The sequence below is a fragment of the Rhodanobacteraceae bacterium genome, from assembly GCA_024234055.1.
Lineage (GTDB): Bacteria > Pseudomonadota > Gammaproteobacteria > Xanthomonadales > SZUA-5 > JADKFD01.
Window position 1 is genome coordinate 195,248 of sequence record JACKOW010000005.1, and the last position, 18,789, is coordinate 214,036.

Below are 18,789 nucleotides of genomic sequence, written 5' to 3' on the forward strand. Positions count from 1 at the left end.
TTAGCGCGGACTGCGCTCGATCTGGCACGACTCGGCGCAGCGCAGGCACGATTGGGCGCGAGTGCGGGCCTGGAGTCTCCGCGCCAGCTGGCGGGCGGCCATGACCTCGGGGAAGCCAGCTGTTGTAGGTGCAGACTTGTCTGGGCGCTTCTGGATCACCAGGCAAGGAGCGTCCAGACCAGTCTGGACCTACAAGAGCGCGCACTTTCGGCACCGCAGCAGAAGGGTCCAGACAAGTCTGGACCTGCAGGAGCGCTCTTCTCACGGCGGATCGAGAAAACCATCAGCCCGGAAAGTCAGCACCAGCGTATCCCGATGGCCAGCGCCGACATCCGGCTGTAGCGGTGTGGTCTCGTGGATCACGCGGGCATCATCGAGCAGCAGCGCCGCGCCAGGTTCGCTCATGGTGAAGCGCAGGCCGGCCGGGCCTTCGGCCTCGAACACCCGGGTTTCGCCGCCGCGCACGTCGCTGCGCTGGATCAGAATGACGGCGACAAAGTCGACGCCGTCGCGATGGGCACCTTCGGGCGTGGGTCGGCCAATGCCCTCGGCGGTATCGATGCGGAACTGGTGCACTTCCACAAAGTGCACGGCCCGGCCGGCGCACTCGGCGAACAGGCGCGCCAAGCTGCTGATGATGGCCGGCAGCGCCGGTTCGGCCAGCGCTGCGGATTCGATGGCGGCGAAATGCCGCTCGAAGCCACCGTGCAGCGCGTTGTAGTCCAAGGGTTGCCAATGCGGCCGATGGACCTGTTCGGCGATGGCGCCATTGTGCGGGTCCAGCCGCAGCGAGGCATGCCGGCGCGAGCGGTAATTGCCGCCATCACGCAGATGCGGGTCCGGCGGCAGGTTGTCCCACCATCGAGCCATGGCTGCGAAGGACGGGGCATCCACGCCGGCAAGTTGCAGCAAGCGGGCACGGCCCAGCAGCACGAAACCCTGATCGCGCAGCGTGGCCGCCGGCGTGGCATCTCCCAGAGTCCATTGCAGTGGCTGACGCATGTCGAGTCCTGGTGCGGAAGGCGATCGCGCTGTCTGTGGCGGCAGCGGCGGATACCGACGATAGAGCCTGAAGCGCGTCGATGCACCGGGCATGTCGCCTGGCCGCCGTTCTCGGCTATCGTCGGTGACATCGCGGCCTGTCCAGACCGCCAGGGAGCCGACCATGAATGCCTATCCGATGACCGCCCTCGTCATCCTGTTGATGTCCGTGCTGCAGATGTGGATGGCGATGCGGGTGGGCAACCGCCGTCGCAGCAGCGGCGTCAAGGCGCCGGCCATGACCGGTGATCCGGACCTTGAACGCGCCATCCGCGTGCATGCCAACACCGTCGAGCAGCTGGCGATGTTTCTGCCGGCCCTGCTGATCTGTGCGGGTTTCATGGGCGACCTTGTCGCCGCTGCCATCGGCCTGGTCTGGGTGATCGGCCGTATCTGGTACGCCATCGGCTACCAGCAGGCCGCCAACAAGCGTGAGTGGGGTTTTCTGGTGACCTTCCTGGCACTGGCTGCCGCGCTGCTGGTCGGCGGCTACGGCGTGGTGATGGCGCTGCTGGGCTGATCGGCATGCGGCGCTCTTGCAGGTCACGTTGGCCGCGCAGCGGGCTGCGTGACAAGGTGACCTCGTCGGTCCGCGCCCGCGCCTTGGACGCAACTTCCAAGAGAATCACATGTCAGGGGCAGGGGGCAAGGGGCAGGGGACCCACCCCGCCGCACGATCTGACGATGCAGCGACCTTGGGCCCCTGCCCCCTGCCCCTCGCCCCTTTTTGTCGCGCAAACAAGCACACCGCCAAGGGCAGCCCGGACACTGGCAGTCAGGTGAAAGGTGACGCCGCCGGTCCGCGTCCGCGCCTCAAGGCAAGCTCTCGCGCAGGCGCCTGAGCTCGGCTTCGCGTTCGATCTGGATGCGCTGCTTGGCGGCATCCTCGCTGAATCCGGTGCTGACCAGCACCCGCGCCGCCAGCTGCAGGCTGGCCTCGATGGTTTCCGGCGTCACTTCCGTGGCCCCCTGCTGGAGCAGGCGACGGCCGTGGGCACGATCGCGGGCGCGGGCGTAGATCGGCAGTTCCGGCGCGAATTGTCGCACCGCACGAACGATGTGCTCGGCCGCCTGGGCGCTGTCCATGGTCACCACCAGCGCACGGGCGGTAGCCAGATGGGCGCGCCGCAGCATGTCCAGCCTGGACGCATCGCCGTAGAACACCGGCAACGATTCCGCGCGCGCCCGAGCCACGTGCTCGGCATCGAGATCCAATGCCACATAGCTCAGACGCTCTGAGTCGAGCACCCGCGCCAGAGCCTGTCCAACGCGTCCAAAACCGGCAATCACCACATGCCCTTCGATGCCATCCAGGGCCATCGGTTCGGGTTGAGCGTGCTCGGGCTCGCGACGAATCATGCCAGCCACCGAGCGCCGCGCGAGAGCCACCAATCCTGGCGTCAGCAGCATGCTCAAGCTGACCACGATCAGCAGGAACTGGATGTCCGACGACGGCAGCAGGGTCATCTGGCTGGCCAGGCCCAGTACCACGAAGGCAAACTCGCCGGCCTGCCCCAGCAACAAGCCGGTCTCCAGCGCCAAGGCCCGCGACAGCCCAAAAGCCCGCGCCAGCAGGTAGATGATCAGGGCCTTGGCAGCGACCAATGCCAGCAATGTCGCCAGGATGGCCCCCAGATTCGAGGCCACCAGGCGGGCATCGACGCCCATGCCCACCGAAACGAAGAACAGTCCCAGCAGCAGCCCCTTGAAGGGCTCGATGTCGACTTCGATCTCGTGTCGGAACTCGGTTTCCGCCAGCAGCAGCCCGGCCAGAAAGGCCCCAAGTGCCATAGACAAGCCGGCGATCGCGGTCAGGCTGGCGCTACCGATGGCGATGAGCAAAATGGCCGCCATGAACATCTCCGGGCTGCGGGCCCGCGCCACCAGTCGCATCAGAGGACGCAGCAACATGCGCCCGACCACGAAGATCGCCGCCATCACCAGCAGCGCCTTTCCGAGCGCCAGCAACAAAGGGAGCAGCACGCCGCCCCCCTGCTGCGCGCCGAGCACACCGACCAGGAACAGGATCGGCACCACCGCCAGATCCTGCAGCAGCAGGATCGAAAAAGCTGCCCGGCCCAAGGGCGTGCCGAGTTGGCGGCGTTCGGCCAGCAACTGCATGACGATGGCCGTGGACGACAGTGCCAGACTCGCGCCGATCAGCGTCGCGGCGGTGGCAGAACTGCCGAGCAGGCCGGCGACCGCAGCAATCGCCAGCGCCGAGACCAGCACCTGCAGGCTGCCCAGGCCAAAGACCAGTCGCCGCAACGCCCACAGGCGTCCCAGCGAAAGCTCCAGACCAATCACGAACAACAGGAACACCACCCCGAGCTCGGCCAGGGCCCGCACGCCGGAAATCTCGGGGATGGACAGATAGGCCAGCCAGGGCCATTGCCCGGCAAACAGTCCCAGCCCGTAGGGCCCGATCAGATAGCCCACCAGCAGATAGCCCAGCACCGGACTGACACGCCAGCGGTGCAGCAAGGGCACGATGATGCCGGCGGCGATCAGGAAGAGCATGGCCTCGCGCAGATAGGGCAAAGCGGGCGTGGCGCCGTGCATTCAGATTCTCACGGTGAGTCGATCGCGCAACCCGGAAGCGCCGCCCGCAACTGCGCCACCCAGGCCGCCGCATCGGCAGGATCGGGCGACGGCAATGCCAGGATGCGGCGCTCGCGTTGCGACCAGCAGGCGTATCGATCGGGCCAGCGCGGTTCGGCCGGATCGTACAGATGGGCCACTTCCTCGCCAGCCAGATGCTGGAAGCGGCCTTCGATGAAACGTGTGCCCATGCCGCCGGCCAGCCGCAGATGGCGCTGTTCCAGATCCGAGGGCAGTGTCGGCAGCACCCGGTCGAGCAGTCCTTCGGCCTGCAGCGGCGGCAGGGCCACCGCACCCTGGCCGTTGCGCAGGATCACCGCCTGGCCGTCGGTCTCCGGCACCAGCAGCAGCGTGTATCCCGGATTCTGTTGCACATAGCGCGGCAAAGCGGCCACCAGCGCTGCCAGCCCGTGCTGGGCAAGACGGACCCGCGCCAGTTCGAGGGTCAACAGGGTGCCGCCGGCCAGCACGGCGATCAGCGTCAGCGTTATCGCAACGCGATGTGGCGGCGTGGGCCGGGCTTGAATCGGCGTCAGCAGCAGCGCCCCCAAACCCAGGGCAGCCCAGGCGATGGGACCATAGCTCAGACGCCCACCCTCGCCGTGCGCCAGGAAGCTGCCCAGATTGAGGATGGTCGCCAGCACCATGCCGCCGCTGGCGGCGAATAGCGCCAGCGCCAGCCAGCGCACGCGCGGCCGATCCGGCGCGACCAGCAACAGCAGTGACGCGACCGCCAGCGCCAGCAAATACGGCAGTGACAACCACAGCGCGCCCTGGGTCAGTGCCATCCACCAGGCCGGAATCGAGCCGAGCGCCAGGCTCAGTCGCTGCAGCCAATCCACTGGCGACTGCTCTGCCCCAGGCGTCGCGTAGACCCAGAAGGCATGTCCGAACAAATGCGCGCGCCACCAGAAGAACAGCGCCAGCAGGCCGAAGCTGAGCGCCAGCGCAGCCCAGCGCGACCGCCCCAGGTGCCCCGGCCAGACCAGTGCCAGCAAGGCCAACTGCAAGGGATAGACAGCGGCAGACTCCTTGAAGCTCAACGCCAGAAACAGACAGACGGCGGTCCAGACCGGCATCCACAAGCGCGGACCATGCCCCCCGGCTGGGCCCATCCAGCCGTAGAGAGCGCCCAGGGTCAGCAGCGTCACCCAGCCGTCAGCGCGCGCCGACAGCCAGTACACGCCCTCGGCCAGGGTCGGTGCCAGGCCGAAGACCAGCGCGGCCAGCACCGCGGCCACCAGACCCTCCATGCGCAGATGCGCGGCCAGCCGCAACACCAGCAGCGCCACCAGCAGCGTGTTGCCCAGATGCACCAGATAGTTCGCCGCGTACCACCCGCCATAGTGGCTGCCGGCCACGGCATAGTTGGCCGACAGACTCAGAATCGACAAGGGTCGGTAGGCCGAGCCCTCGACGGAAATCCCCTGGAAGAAACGCGCAAAGCTGTCGCTCCAGAGACGCCCCTCTTCGGCCCAGCGGAAATAGTGATGCAGATTGGTCAGATCATCGCCCAGCCAGAAGCCCCAGAATCCAGGCGCATAGATCAACGCCACCAGCAGCAGCGGCAGCAGCAACGCCGACAGCGGAAGGCGTGCGCGCGCTGGCATCGGATCAACCGGCCACGCTGCTGGCAGGCGGGTCACTGAGGATGCGCCGACTCAGCAGGAAGGAGATCGGCACATTGATGACGATGGCGATGGCTCCCGCGGTGCGCGGACCCACGCCGAGCCCGTTCATCGAAAAGTGAATGACGGCGCTGCTGAGCGCATACATGGCGAGCTGCACCACGATGTAGCCCACGGCCTTGCGTCGCCCCAGTCTGCCCTGAAACACCACCCGCGTGTGCAGAAAGTAGCCCATCGCCAGGCCAATGCAGAACACGGTGAGAAAGGCCAGCTGCGGATGCCACCAGAACACCAGCAAGCAGTACAGACCGTAGGTGATCGAGGTATTGAAGGCCCCGATGACCAGAAACCGCATCCCCTGCTTGAGCATCAACCGGCTTCCCCGAGCAGCGCCTGGAACTCCGCGTAGTCACGGATGTAGTCGGAAGCATCGTAGGGATGCGAAGCCAGCACGAGCAGCACGGCATCGGCGCTGTAACGAAACTGCGTGCCCCAGATCATCGGCGGCACGAAGAGCCCGACATCGGGCCGGTCCAGGCGGTACTGGGCGCGTTCGCGGCCATCATCGACCAGGGCCGATACCTGGCCATGCACACACACCAGAAACTGCGCACATAGGCGATGCGCATGTTCACCACGAACTTCGGCACTGGGCACGTCGTAGACCATGAAGCAGCGCTGCGGCACGAAGGGCAGTTCGCGGCCGACCTCGCCTGCAGCCAGCGAGCCGCGCATGTCCACAGCCCGGGTCAATCGGCGCAGTTCGACGCCGCGGACTCGCCCGGCGGCCGGCAGCGGCTCCGGTGTGCGGCTGCCCGTCTCGAGTTCAACAGCACTGGTCTGGGTATAGCCAACGATGCGCGCCGGATTGCCGACCACGATGGCATTGGCCGGCACCGAGCGCAGCACCACGGCGCCTGCGCCGACCATGGCGCCGGGGCCGATGGTGATTCCGGGCAGCAGCGTGGCATTGGCACCGATGGAGGCTCCTCGCTTCACCCAGGTCTGGGCAAAAGCCTCGGGGCGCTGCCGGCTGCGCGGAAAGCGGTCGTTGCTGAAAGTGGCGTTGGGGCCGACGAAGACATCGTCCTCCAGGCGCACGCCGTCCCACAGCTGCACCCCGCACTTCACGGTCACCCGATCACCGACGATGACATCGTTCTCGACAAAGACCCCGTCACAGATATTGCAGTCGCGCCCCAGCCGGGCGCCGGGCAGGACATGGGCAAAGGCCCAGATCCGGGTGCCCTCGCCCACCGCCGCGCTCTCGCACAGGGCCTGAGGATGGATAAAGGCGCTCACGGCTTTGCTCCCGGATAGCTCTGGGCATGCATCAACACCGCCAGCGGCCGCGCCTTGGTGTTCTCGTAGGCGCGCCAGACGTAGGCCCCGATGATGCCGAGGCCCAACAGATTGATGCCGGCAAAGAATAGTATGGTCAATACCGTGGCAGCATAACCGGGCACGTTCACGGCGCCGCTCAATCGTGCCACCAGCACGACCAGACCCATCAGCATCGACAGCGACAGCCCCAGGCCACCGGCCAGTGTGAACAGCCGGATCGGCAGGTCCGAGAACGCAAATACGCTGTCCATCAGATACTTGAGCTTGGCCTTGAAGCTCCAGGCGCTGACGCCGTGCTCACGGGCCTGGCGCACATAGGGCAGGGCCTGCCGGCGGAAACCCAGCCACAGGATCTGTCCGACCAGCGAGCTGTGTACTTCGTTGAACCTCAGCAGGTGCTGCCTGAAGGCGTCATTGCAGCCAAAGACGTCGATTCCTCCTGGAGGCAGTTCCTTTTGCACCAGCTTCCGGTAGCACCACCAGAACAGCCCTGAAGCCCAGCGATCCATCGCCGCATCCTGGCGCCCGGCGCGATGACCGACCACCACGTCAGCGCCATCGGCACGGAGCACTGCAAAGAACTCGGAGATCAGCTCGATCGGCTCCTGCAAGTCCGCCGCCATCACCGCCGAATAGGGTGTACGCACATGCGCCAGTCCTTCCCGAATCGCAGCGAAGGACCCGAAATTTCGCGACAGCAGCAACAACTGCGACGCATGCTCCTGCGCCGGGAGTGCCGCCGCCAGCAGCGCGTGCGATGAGTCTGGACTGCCATCCACCACGCAAATGACGTCGATGCCACCAGGCGTTTGCCGGTGGAGCAGCTGCAAGCGCTCGAGCAAGGCCGGAATGTTCTCGGCATTGCGGTACACCGGAATCACCACGGTACAGTCAACGGAAGGCATTGACGGCCTCGATGACACGATCGAGCTCCTCGTCGTTCAGCGCCGGATGGCAAGGCAGGCTGAGCACTTCCGCCACAGCTGCTTCGGTGACCGGCAAGGAGGGCGGCGTGGCTTCACGCCAGGCGGCCTGCCAATGGTCGGGAATCGGATAGTGCACATCGCTGTCGATGCCGTGCCCGGCCAAATGGGCACGCAGGGCATCGCGATGCACACAGCGCAGCACGGCCAGATGAAATACGTCGTCTGGTCCCGCCGCCCGCGCCAGCAGCCGGATCAGCGGGTTGCGCAACTGTCCCTGATAGCGTGCGGCGATGGCACGTCGGCGTTCGTTCTCGGCGTCCAGATGCAGCAGTTTGACCCCGAGCACGGCCGCCTGTAGCTCATCCAGTCGGGAGTTGCGCCCGCCTGCCAGATCCACTCGGTACTTGTCGGACCAGCCATACTGGCGCAGCTGGCGCACGCGACTGGCCAGTGCTTCGTCGGCGGTGAGCACGGCGCCGCCATCGCCGATGGCGCCGAGGTTCTTGGTCGGATAGAAGCTGAAACAGGCCAGTGCGCCAAAGCTGCCAGCGCGGCGGCCCTGCCGTTGCGCGCCATGGGCCTGGGCGCAGTCCTCGATCAGGGCGACACCATGCTGCTGACAGCGCGCAGCGATGCCCTCGGCGTCGGCCATCTGGCCGTACAGATGAGTCAGCACCACTGCCTGCGGGCGCTCCGCCAGCGCCTGCTCCAGCGCGTCGTCATCAACCAGCAGGGTGTCTGCATTGACATCCAGATAGCGCGCCCGAGCACCGCAGGCACGGATGGCGGTGGTCGCGTACCCGCCGGCGTTGGCCACGGTCAGCACCGTCGTGCCCGGACCCACATCCAGCGCTCGCAGCGACAGCTCCAGGGCATCGCTGCCGCTGGCGACGCCGATACCATGGGCTACGCCGATGTAGTCGGCAAAAGCCTGTTCAAAGTTGGAGACCGCCGGCCCCAGCACCAGACGACCGGAGGACAACACCGCGTCGATGGCGTCGCGCATGAGTGCCAGACAGGGCGCCTGCACGCGCGGGGAGTCAAACATCCGTATCGCTTGCACGACAATCCTTGGGCCGGGTATGCGTGAAATCTACAGCAAGGCAGCAGGCCTTGCCGTGCCCTCGGCCCCGGCGCCCGAGCGTCTCAAACACACTGCGTAACAATCCGGGCCAATGAATGTCATGTGAATGCGCCTAGAATACCGGCCCCCTTGCTGGCGCCGATGCCCTCCATGTCCAAGCTCCGAAATGTCCTGGCCTGCGCACTGGCGCTGATGGCCACCGGCGCCCACGCGCAGATCGCTCTGACTGGCACGCCGGTCCAGGAGAATTTCGACACGCTGGTGGCGACCGGCACCGGCACCCAGTCGCAACTGCCGGCAGGATGGACTTTTGTCGAGTCCTCCGGCAATACCAGTTATACCGCCACCGATGGCACGGCCAACAGCGGCGATACCTACAGCGTGGGCGGCAGCGGCTCGACCGATCGCGCCTTCGGCAGTATTGCCAGCAACTCGAATGTGACCACGCTGGGTGCGCAATTCGTCAACCAGACCGGCTCCACCATCGCTAACCTGACGATCAGCTACACCGGCGAACAATGGCGCAACGGTGGCTCGGGCAGCGCCGACCGGCTGAACTTTGCGATCTCGACCGACGCCACGGCGCTCGGCAACGGAACCTGGACCGAGGTGGATGAACTCGACTTCGTGTCGCCGGTCAGCGGTGCCAGCGCCGGAGCCCTGGACGGTAATCTCAGCGCCAACCAGAGCAGCATCAGTTTCACCATCCCTGGCCTCAGCATCGGCGTGGGCCAGACCTTCTGGATCCGCTGGGTCGACCCGAACATCCCCAGTGCCGACGATCTGCTCAGTATCGACAACTTCATCGCCAGCACCACCGGTTCGGTCGATGTGCCACCGACGGTGAGCAGCACGGTTCCGGCCGATGGCGCCACCGGCGTCGCCCCCGCCACCAATCTGAGTGTGCAGTTCAGCGAGCCGGTGACCACCAATCCCGGCTGGTTTGCCCTCAGTTGCAGCGTCAGTGGCGCGGTCACGGTCAGCGAATCGGGCAGCGGCGCCACGCGTACGCTGGACCCGGTGCCGGCTGCGCTGGTTTTCGGCGAGAGCTGCACCGCCACGATCACCGCGGCCAATGTGATTGATCTCGACGGCACGCCGGATCCCATGGCCAGCAACTACCAGTTCAGCTTCACCATCGCGGTCGACGACCCGCCTGCGGTCACCAGCACCACGCCGGCCAACGGCGTTGCCAACGTGCCGGTCGCGGCCAATATTCTGATCAACTTCAGCGAGGCGGTCAGCACCAGCGGCAGCTGGTTCGACATCCAGTGCGCCAATTCGGGCGCCCACACGGCGGTGGCGAGCGGCGGTCCGATCAACTACACCTTGAATCCGGATGTGGACTTCGAACTGCTGGAACAGTGCACGGTGACGCTGACTGCGGCCCTGATTCTGGATCAGGACGGCACGCCCGATCCGCTGACCAGCAACTATGTGTGGAGTTTCACCACCGCAGTATCCGCCAGCAACTATTACAACGGCGTCGATTCCAGCAATGCCGCGGTGCTGCGGAGCACGCTGCATGAAGTGATCGATGACCACACCCGCTTTGCCTACACCGCCGGCACACCCAACACCTGGGCCATCCTGAACATGGCCGATGAGGACCCGGAAGACACGAGCAAGATTCTGGATGTCTACAAGAACGCCTCGTACACCAAGATCACCGGCGGCCAGGGCGCATACAACCGCGAGCACACCTGGCCCAACTCGCTCGGCTTCGGCAACAATGATGACGGCGCCGCACCCAATGCACTGAACTACCCCTACACCGACACCCACATGCTCTACCTGTCGGATACCGGCTACAACAGCAACCGCGGCAACAAGTACTTCGGTACCTGCAATGCCGGATGCACCGAGGATCCCACGGTTGCCAATCATGGCCAGGGCGGCGGCAGTGGCACCTATCCGGGCAACTCCAACTGGTACAACGGCGTGCTCTACGAAGTCTGGAATGCGCGCAAGGGTGACATGGCCCGGGCCATGTTCTACATGGACATCCGTTACGAAGGCGGGGTCCACGGTGTCACTGGCGCTCCCGAGCCTGATCTGCGGCTGACCGACAACCCGTCCCTGATCGTCAACACCGGTGGCAATGCCTCGGTCGGCTACATGGGGCTGCTGTCAGTGCTGCTGCAATGGCACATCCAGGACCCGGTCACGCCCGAAGAAGTGCTGCGCAACGAGGTGATCTACAGCTTCCAGGGCAACCGCAATCCCTTCATCGACCACCCCGAATGGGTCGCTTGCCTGTGGCAGAACCAGTGCACCGCCGGTGATGCGGTGTTTGCCAACGGTTTCGAATAGGCCTCAGGGGCGCGCATGACATGCGCGCCTTGCCGGGCGCATCGGCGTGCGGCCTTTGTAGTACCGAGCTTGCTCGAGCTTGCTCGGCAGGATGTGCGGCTTTACGGGCATGCGGAAGGCGCCAAAGCCCAGCAGGAGCAGCGGAGCAAGCTCCGCTCTACGACAGCGGCGGTGTGCGGCTACGCGCCGAAATAGACGCCGCCCAACACCCGCGGTCCGGCAGCTCCGGTCACGTCGGCGCAATTGCCGGGCTGGCGATTCAGGGTCTGACGCGCCATCCAGGCGAAGGCCGCGGCTTCGACGAAGTCCGGGTCCAGCCCATGCACAGCGCTGGTTTCGAGCACGCAGGGATGCCCCAGCGCGGTCTTAAGCTCGCGCTCCAGCGCCGACAGCAGCTGCGGATTGTGGACACCCCCGCCACAGCAGATCACCCGTCGCGTGGCGGGCGCGTGCTCGGCCAGCGAGCGCGCCATGCTGCGTGCCGACAGCAGCAACAGCGTGGCTTGCACGTCGGCCGGTGACAGCGCCGGGTTTGCTGCCAGGCGCTGATCCAGCCAGTCCAGATTGAAGTGTTCGCGACCGGTGCTCTTGGGAAGCGGGCGGGCAAAGTAGTCATCGCCCAGCAGTTCGTCCAGCAGCACCGGATCCGGCTGTCCACTGCCGGCAAACTCGCCACCCAGATCGCAGGCGCGCCCCAGATGGCGCAGCGCCCAGCCATCGAGCAGACAGTTGGCTGGCCCCGTATCGAATCCGCGCACGGGCATTGTCGGCTGCAACAAGGTGTAATTGCCGATGCCGCCCAGATTGAGGATGGCCCGCGGCTCCTGATCGTCGGCGAACAGGGCCGCGTGCAGGCCGCAGACCAGCGGCGCACCCTGGCCGCCGGCAGCCATGTCGCGGCGGCGGAAGTCAGCCACCGTGGTGATTCCACAGATCTCCGCGATAGTGTTGGGATCACCGATCTGCAGCGTGAAGGCCGGCGAGCTCCAGGGGCGATGGCGCACGGTCTGCCCGTGCGAACCCAACGCGCGAATCTCGGCCGGCTTCACCCCGGCCTGTTGCAACAATTCCAGAGCAGCGCCGGCAAAGCAGCGGGCGATTTCGATGTCGAGGGCACCGAAGGCGTCTACCGGCAGGCTCTCGGCGTGCATCAGCGCCAGGATCCGCTCACGCAGATCACTGGGATAGGCGTAGGTGCGTGCCGCGATCAGCCCGGTCTGCGGCTCGAAGTGCATCAGCGCGACGTCGATGCCGTCGGCGCTGGTGCCGGAAATCAGTCCGAGGTAAAGCTCGGTCATCCTGGAGGGTTACTGGCGCAGCGCCAGATTCTGGTTCTCCACCACCGTCAGCGCGGTGGCGTAACTAGCGTGGGTTTTCATGAAGGCTGCCAACTCGGTGCCCGTGAGCGGCTCGGCCTTGGGCAACGTCACGCTGAGTGGGTCGCGGTGCACACCCTTGACCCGGAATTCGTAGTGCAGATGGGGTGCGGTGGCGAGACCGGTCATGCCCACGTAGCCGATCAGATCGCCCTGCTGAACCTTCTGGCCACGGGCAATGCCCTTGGCAAAACGCGACATATGGCCGTACAGCGTGGTGGTGTCCTTGCCGTGCTGCAGGATGATGACGTTGCCGTAGCCGTTCTGCTTGCCGACAAACAACACACTGCCATTGCCGGCGGCGCGAATCGGGGTGCCGCTGGGGGCGGCATAGTCCACGCCCTTGTGGGCACGGACGCGGCCGAGAATGGGGTGCTTGCGGGCTGAGGAGAAGCGACTGGAAATCCGTGAAAACTCGACGGGCGTGCGGATGAAGGCCTTGCGCAGGCTGCGGCCGTCGCCACCGTAGAAATCGCTGCGACCATCGGCACCGGTGTAGCGGAAAGCCTCGTAGCGTTTGCCCTGATTGACGAAAACGGCGGCGAGAATGTCGCCATCGCGCAGACGCACACCGTCACGGTAGATCGATTCGTAGACCACAGCGAAGCTGTCACCTTCGCGAAGATCCTGTGCAAAGTCGATGTCGTAGTTGAATACCTCGGCCAGGCGCATGATCTGCACATCGCTCATGCCGGCCGCGGAACCGGCACCGAACAGCGAACTGGTGATCACGGCGCTGCCGTACTGCGTGCGACGCTCCAACTGGCGCTCGATCACGCGCTCATGAACCTTGTCGCCATCGACCTGCACCAGGATGCGCTCGCTTTCGCTGCGATCGAACTGCAGGGCGCTGAGCTGACCGTCGGCCGGGATGCGAAACGCGATCTGATCGCCCGGATGGATCTGAACCAGGCCACGAACGCTCTCGCTCTGCTCAAGCAGACGGTGCATGAGTGCTGCCGACAGGCCCAACCTTTCAAAGATGTTGCCCAGGGTCTCGTTGCGGCGAACGGTCACCACCTGCCAGCCAGCCTCGGCATCGCTGCCCAGATACAGATCCGATTCCAGCGCGCTGACGGGCTGCGGCAAGGCCGAGGCGGTTGCTTCGCTGGGTGCCGGCAATTCCAACGGAACATTGAGCTGGCTGGCAATCGGATCGGGACGGTTGACGCTGGCAAAGACCGGCAGGATGACCAAACCCACCAGCGCAACCAGACCACCGGTGCTGAGGACTGTGGTCAGTCGGCGACGATCTGCCCCTCGGGCCCAGAGAAACTCCAGGCTGCGCAGAATGGCCTGGCGGATACGCGCCGCCGGTTTCAGGTGAACGGGGCGCTGCTGAAAGTGACGACGTACCGCCTGATTGCGGGCTGAGCTGCGACGATGTTGCCAATCAGGCTGATAGATCACGCAGGTCGACTCTTGAGTGAAAACGGGGCGAACATATCCATTTGTGGAGCCCCGGTCAAAGCTTAAATTGGTGTTAACGCCACAGTTGTTGCTTGAGCGCAACAGATCCGCCAAGGATCCGCCGGCACTCAGACCTCCATTGGGGAAAATTTCCACACATTTCAGTTGCTTCCTGCGCACCAATCGCGCCGACATTGGTGACAAGTGCAGAGTCTTGGCGTAAAGTTTGGGAATACGCGCGACAAGCGGCATTTTGATGCCCAGACCGCCGGAACTTCTGGTTGGGGAGCTCACAGCTCCCGGGAAGCCCGGACGTCGCCCGACTTGTGAGGCGTAGACCGGACCGATGCGCGTTTTCAGAACGCTGTCCGCAACCGTGGCTTGGCCGGCGTCGAAAACAGCACACTGCAAGATGCGACGCCAACCCCTCAACGCCGTAGATCACGGCCAGTGAGGACAAGGGAGATTTCGATTACATGAGTTCCGACAAACTCGGGCTGGCGCCTGCGTTGCCGTCCAGCACGGACGATGCGGGTTCGAACGAATCCGGCCCACAGGCGATCGATCAGACCACCGACGCAGCGCTGGAGAACCCTACCGACGCGGCCTACGCGGCCTATGTGGCCAAGACGGAAGCCAAGGCGCTGGCGCAGGCCGAAGCCAAGGCCAGAGCCAAGCTGAGAGCGCAGGCGCGAGCGCGGGAGAAACGCGAAGCGAAGGCGGCAGCCAAGGCCGAGGCGGAAGCGGCGGCTGCTTTGGTCGAGACCAGCCCGCAAGTCGCGCTGGATCTGCGCATGCCTGGCGATACCGCCGTTGTACCCGACACGGATACGCCGCCGGTGATGGAGGCGCCTGCGGTGAGCGCCGACTTGCCGAGCGCCCCCGTCAAGAAGGTCCGCGCCAGCCGGAGTCGCGCCAAGGCTGTCCCCGATACCAGCGCACCGACCAGCGCCGCTGCACCTTCGACCGACGACGCTTCGACTTCTGAGGCCAGAGCTCCGACCGCTACGCTAAGCTTGAAGCCGACGGCAGCACCGGCGCCGACAAACGCTGTCGATGCCGAACCCAACCCCACGTCGACACCAGCCACCGGCCCTTCCGCGGAATCCACTGCCGTCGCGGCCCTGATGATCCACCGGGTGCACCCCATCGCCCTGGGCCGCAAACGCGAAGCGCTGCGGCTGGTACTGGAGCAGATACTCGCTGCCGTCGCCAACTCGCGGGTGCTGGTCTACACCCGCACCAAGCATGGCGCCGACAAGATTGCCCGCTTTCTGGAACGCTGCGGTATCAAGGCGGCCGCCATTCATGGCGACAAGAGCCAGGGCGCCCGCGCCCGCGCACTCGGCGGCTTCCAGAGTGGCGAGGTCTCGGTATTGGTGGTCACCGATATCGCCGCCCGCGTGCTGACGCTGGAGCCGATGCCGCTGATCATCAACTACGACCTGCCCTATGTGGCCGAGGACTACCTGCAGCGCGTGGGCCGCGCCTTGCACCAGGATGGCAGCGGTGTTTCGCTGTCATTGATCACACAGGAGGAGTCACCCCAGTTCCGGGCGGTGCGCGATTTGTTGCCGATCCCCATGCAGATCCTGGTTCTGGAGGGCTTCGAAGCGGCCGAGCCCTTCGATCCCGAGCGAGACCCACCACCCAGGCCCGAACTCAGCCGGGAAGCATCCGGCGGCAGCGATGCCGCTGCCGGCCCCCATCCCCACAAGGACAAGAGCGGCCGAGGACGGCGAGAGCGTCGCAATCGCAACGGCCGCGGCGATGTCCGTACCGACACCGTTGTGGCCGCGGCGACGGAAACAACAGTCGCCGGCGAAGCGCCGGCTGCGGCGGAAGTCCAGCCACCTGCCGCGGCACAGCGCCCCGCGCGCAAGGATCGTGGCCCCCGCGCCGCGCGCAGCGAAAAGCAACCGCGGGGCGATCGCCAGCCGCGGGCACCCGAGGTCCACACCGACGAAGACAGTGACGGACCGCAGCGTGGCAATTCACTGGCGGCGCCGCCTCCATCACAACTGCACCATGGTGGCCAGGGTCGCCGTCGGGGGCGTCGCGATCCCTTTGCACCGGTCGTCATCGACGAGAATCGGGCCAATATCTACGACGAGCGCCAACCCGATGACTACCGCGACCAGTGGAGCGTGCTTGGGCCCGATACCGAGCGCCCAGCCTGGACCTACGCCGATCACCACATCGCCCCGACCTTCGACCCGCAGGTGCGAGCAGCCGATCCGGGACGGCGCCCGGCCGGCGGCGCTGGCAAGCCCCGCAGCAAGCATGGCGGCGGACGACATCAACAGCGCTCCGGCAAGCGTCGCGCCGACAACAGCTGATCACCGATGCCATACACACCGATACTGGCGACGCTGGGCTATGTGCTGTCGCCTGATCGCCGCCAGGTCCTGATGGTGCACCGCAATGCACGCGCCGATGACGCTCATCTCGGCAAGTACAACGGCCTCGGCGGCAAGCTCGAAGCCGATGAGGACGTGGTCAGCGGCATGCGCCGGGAGATTCGCGAGGAGGCCAATATCGACTGCCTGCAGCTCAGCCTGCGGGGCACCATCTCCTGGCCGGGTTTCGGAAAACACGGCGAGGATTGGTTGGGATTCGTGTTCCTGATCACGGAATTTGCGGGCAGCGTGCCCGAGCACAATGCCGAGGGCAGACTGGAATGGGTTGATATCGACCGAATCCACAGCCTGCCGCTGTGGGATGGCGACCGCCACTTCCTGCCGCTGGTCTTCGATGATGACCCCCGCGCATTCCATGGGGTCATGCCCTATCGCGACGGCCGCATGCAGTCCTGGCGTTACTCGCGGGTCTGAGTCAGCACTGGCTATCGCTGCCAGGCTCGAAGAAACTAGCTTGAGTCGCACATTCGCCAGGGCCCGGATTCTTGCAAGCGCGCCGTCCATTGCCACCACCCACTCTGGCCGCGCTCTATCCGCCCATAGCCGGATACCGCTACTTTGACGCGCCCGGCGGCATCCGCTTCAACCCGCAGCTGGAACTGCATGCCCAGCAGCAGGCCTGGTGGCTGTCTGAGCACGCGCTGCTGGCCTATGCCCATGCGCGCAGCATTCAGTCCTGCCTGGCCAGTAACGGCTGGCATTGCTCGATCGCGCGCGACCGCAGCAGCGGCAGTTCCGCCCACGTCGCGCTTGGCGACGACTGGGGCCTGATCGCATTCCGCGGCACCGAAGCCCTCAAACCGGGTGATTCCTGGCGCAAGATCAGTGCCGTCGCACGCGATTGGTGGACAGACGCGCAGATACGCAAGGTGCGTTGGTCCGGCGGCGGCGAAGTCCACCGTGGATTCCTGCGCGCGCTTGACGGACTCTGGCCGCAGCTGCGACCAGCGCTGACGGGCGATCGACGCTGGTGGCTGTGTGGACACAGTCTCGGCGGCGCACTGGCCACGCTGGCGGCAACGCGCGTGCTCGATGCCGGTGCACGACTGGCTGGCAGCATCAGCTTTGGACAGCCGCGGGTGGGAGATGACGAGTGTGCTGCCGCGCTCGCCCGGCTACCGCTGTTGCGTGTGGTCAACGCCTGCGATCTGGTGCCGGAAATGCCGCCGGAGACGCTGGGGTATAGACATGCGGGCAAGCTGTTGCATCTGGATGCCAGCCATTGGCAGAACTACGCCCGCAGCGTGCGCAGTTTCTGGTCGCGATTGCCCGGAAACCTGCGTCACGGCATCGGCGCTCTGACGCCCATCGAATTGCGGGATCACGCGCCACTGCACTATGCCATCAAGTGCTTCAACGCGGCCTGGGCCAGCGACCCGCGCTCGGGCTGCCAGTCAAGCTGAAAGTCATCCGGCGCGGAATCGCGGGCGTTGGCTGCGCGCCCCCGCGTCTGCGAGTGCAGTCGCGATTCGCAGAGCCAATTTACGCAAAGATTGACCGATAACGTCGACCAGTCGGCAAAGCAGGTGACGCATATTGTCAATATTCGGCCATTCTGCGACAGTCAGGATGCTGCAATCTGGGTTAGATTGACCCAAGGCGCCAGTGGGTTGCTGCCGGCGGCGAGACTGACGGATCGCTACGGGTGAATCACGGGAGACTGAGGTTTGGGCATCTTCGAACTGATTCTGGGTGTGGCCTGTCTGGCGCTGGCCGGCGTCGGCGTCTACACGCACGGCCGACTGAAAAAGGCCCAAGCGCGCGCCATCGAGCTCGAATCCGAGCTGGAACACATGCAGCAGTCCCAGGCCCAGGTCATCCACACGACCAAACTGGCCTCCCTCGGACAGATGATTGCCGGTGTCGCCCACGAGATGAACACCCCGATCGGTTTCGTCAAGAGCAATGTCGAGGTGGTCCGCGAACTCTGGACCGAGCACCATCAGCTGGTGCAGAAATGCCTGAAGGGCCTGGACATGGTGCTGGCCACCGACCTCAGCAAACCGCAGATGGTGGAACCGGTGCGCCGGGCGCTGAGCAAGGTCAAGGCTGCGCTGGCGACCGACGAGCGACTCAAGGACGGCGACGAACTGCTGACCGATTCGGTCGACGGACTGGTCCAGATCGCCAATCTGGTCAAGAACCTCAAGGGCTTTGCCCGTGTAGACCAGGACGGAATGGATCTGGTGGACCTCAATGAGTGTGCCGAGAGCGCGCTGACGATCGCCGCGCATCAGCTGCGCGATCGCATTGAGGTGGTGAAGATGCTGGGACCGATCCCCAAGATCCATGGTGTGGCCTCACAGATCAACCAGGTCTTGCTGAATCTGATCACCAATGCCTCTCAGGCCATGGACGACAGCGGCAAGCTGACCATCACCTCACGCCGCGCGGGAGATCAGGTAGAGGTCGAGATAGCCGATACGGGCGCCGGCATTCCCGAGAAAGTTCTGCCTAAGATCTTCGACCCCTTCTTCACCACCAAACCGGTGGGAGAAGGCACCGGCCTTGGGCTGTCCATTGTGCACAAGATTGTCAAAAGTCATGGCGGCGACATCAAGGTGCGAACTGAAGCAAAGAAAGGCAGCGCGTTTACCATTAGTTTTCCGATAGACCATGCGCTGCTGAAGCAGCCCGGCTGAGCAT

Annotated in this window: 15 protein-coding genes; 6 read left to right on the plus strand and 9 right to left on the minus strand. The window is 65.2% G+C overall.

Features of this window, described 5'->3' with window-relative positions; translation table 11 throughout:
• Window positions 1-261 precede the first annotated feature (261 nt).
• A complete protein-coding gene (locus H7A19_11310) occupies window positions 262-1,002 on the minus strand; it encodes a 2OG-Fe dioxygenase family protein (GenBank protein ID MCP5475414.1) in 741 nt (246 codons plus the stop codon).
• Window positions 1,003-1,165: 163 nt separating this feature from the next.
• Between H7A19_11310 and H7A19_11315 the strand changes: the two genes are divergently transcribed.
• Window positions 1,166-1,561: an MAPEG family protein gene (locus tag H7A19_11315; GenBank protein ID MCP5475415.1), complete on the plus strand. Its 396-nt coding sequence runs from the start codon at window positions 1,166-1,168 to the stop codon at window positions 1,559-1,561.
• Window positions 1,562-1,854: 293 nt separating this feature from the next.
• Here the strand turns inward: H7A19_11315 and H7A19_11320 are convergent, their stop codons facing one another.
• From H7A19_11320 to H7A19_11345, 6 genes are read right to left on the minus strand one after another with little or no spacing between them, the layout of a single operon-like run.
• Complete coding sequence (locus H7A19_11320; protein ID MCP5475416.1) at window positions 1,855-3,603, minus strand: cation:proton antiporter; 1,749 nt, start codon at window positions 3,601-3,603, stop codon at window positions 1,855-1,857.
• Between the two features lie 8 nt (window positions 3,604-3,611).
• A complete protein-coding gene (locus H7A19_11325; GenBank protein MCP5475417.1) occupies window positions 3,612-5,252 on the minus strand; it encodes a hypothetical protein in 1,641 nt (546 codons plus the stop codon).
• A 4-nt stretch (window positions 5,253-5,256) separates the two neighbouring features.
• Window positions 5,257-5,640 carry a GtrA family protein gene (locus tag H7A19_11330; protein ID MCP5475418.1) on the minus strand — a complete coding sequence of 128 codons (384 nt, stop codon included), beginning with the start codon at window positions 5,638-5,640 and terminating at the stop codon, window positions 5,257-5,259.
• Entirely contained in the window at window positions 5,640-6,572 is a 933-nt protein-coding gene (locus H7A19_11335) for a WxcM-like domain-containing protein (protein MCP5475419.1), read from the minus strand. Before H7A19_11335 ends, H7A19_11330 begins: the two co-directional genes overlap by 1 nt.
• Window positions 6,569-7,519 (minus strand): glycosyltransferase family 2 protein, encoded by a 951-nt coding sequence (locus H7A19_11340; protein MCP5475420.1) that lies wholly within the window; start codon window positions 7,517-7,519, stop codon window positions 6,569-6,571. The genes H7A19_11335 and H7A19_11340 overlap by 4 nt, the downstream gene beginning before the upstream one ends.
• Window positions 7,506-8,588, minus strand: a complete 1,083-nt coding sequence (locus H7A19_11345) for a DegT/DnrJ/EryC1/StrS family aminotransferase (protein MCP5475421.1) — start codon at window positions 8,586-8,588, stop codon at window positions 7,506-7,508. The genes H7A19_11340 and H7A19_11345 overlap by 14 nt, the downstream gene beginning before the upstream one ends.
• A gap of 186 nt (window positions 8,589-8,774) precedes the next feature.
• Here H7A19_11345 and H7A19_11350 point away from each other — a divergent pair, with 186 nt between their 5' ends.
• Entirely contained in the window at window positions 8,775-10,937 is a 2,163-nt protein-coding gene (locus H7A19_11350) for an endonuclease (protein ID MCP5475422.1), read from the plus strand.
• Window positions 10,938-11,116: 179 nt separating this feature from the next.
• Here the strand turns inward: H7A19_11350 and H7A19_11355 are convergent, their stop codons facing one another.
• Both H7A19_11355 and H7A19_11360 read right to left on the minus strand, forming a co-directional pair.
• On the minus strand, window positions 11,117-12,235 hold the full coding sequence (locus tag H7A19_11355) for an anhydro-N-acetylmuramic acid kinase (GenBank protein ID MCP5475423.1): 1,119 nt from the start codon (window positions 12,233-12,235) through the stop codon (window positions 11,117-11,119).
• A gap of 9 nt (window positions 12,236-12,244) precedes the next feature.
• Window positions 12,245-13,723: a peptidoglycan DD-metalloendopeptidase family protein gene (locus H7A19_11360; protein ID MCP5475424.1), complete on the minus strand. Its 1,479-nt coding sequence runs from the start codon at window positions 13,721-13,723 to the stop codon at window positions 12,245-12,247.
• Between the two features lie 476 nt (window positions 13,724-14,199).
• Between H7A19_11360 and H7A19_11365 the strand changes: the two genes are divergently transcribed.
• The 4 genes from H7A19_11365 to H7A19_11380 all read left to right on the plus strand — a co-directional run bounded on the left by H7A19_11365 (window position 14,200) and on the right by H7A19_11380 (window position 18,785).
• Window positions 14,200-16,062 carry a hypothetical protein gene (locus tag H7A19_11365; GenBank protein ID MCP5475425.1) on the plus strand — a complete coding sequence of 621 codons (1,863 nt, stop codon included), beginning with the start codon at window positions 14,200-14,202 and terminating at the stop codon, window positions 16,060-16,062.
• A 6-nt stretch (window positions 16,063-16,068) separates the two neighbouring features.
• Window positions 16,069-16,557, plus strand: coding sequence for an 8-oxo-dGTP diphosphatase (locus H7A19_11370; GenBank protein ID MCP5475426.1), 489 nt, complete (start codon window positions 16,069-16,071; stop codon window positions 16,555-16,557).
• Between the two features lie 89 nt (window positions 16,558-16,646).
• Window positions 16,647-17,546 (plus strand): lipase family protein, encoded by a 900-nt coding sequence (locus H7A19_11375; GenBank protein ID MCP5475427.1) that lies wholly within the window; start codon window positions 16,647-16,649, stop codon window positions 17,544-17,546.
• 264 nt (window positions 17,547-17,810) lie between these two features.
• A complete protein-coding gene (locus tag H7A19_11380) occupies window positions 17,811-18,785 on the plus strand; it encodes a hypothetical protein (GenBank protein MCP5475428.1) in 975 nt (324 codons plus the stop codon).
• Window positions 18,786-18,789: the final 4 nt, after the last annotated feature.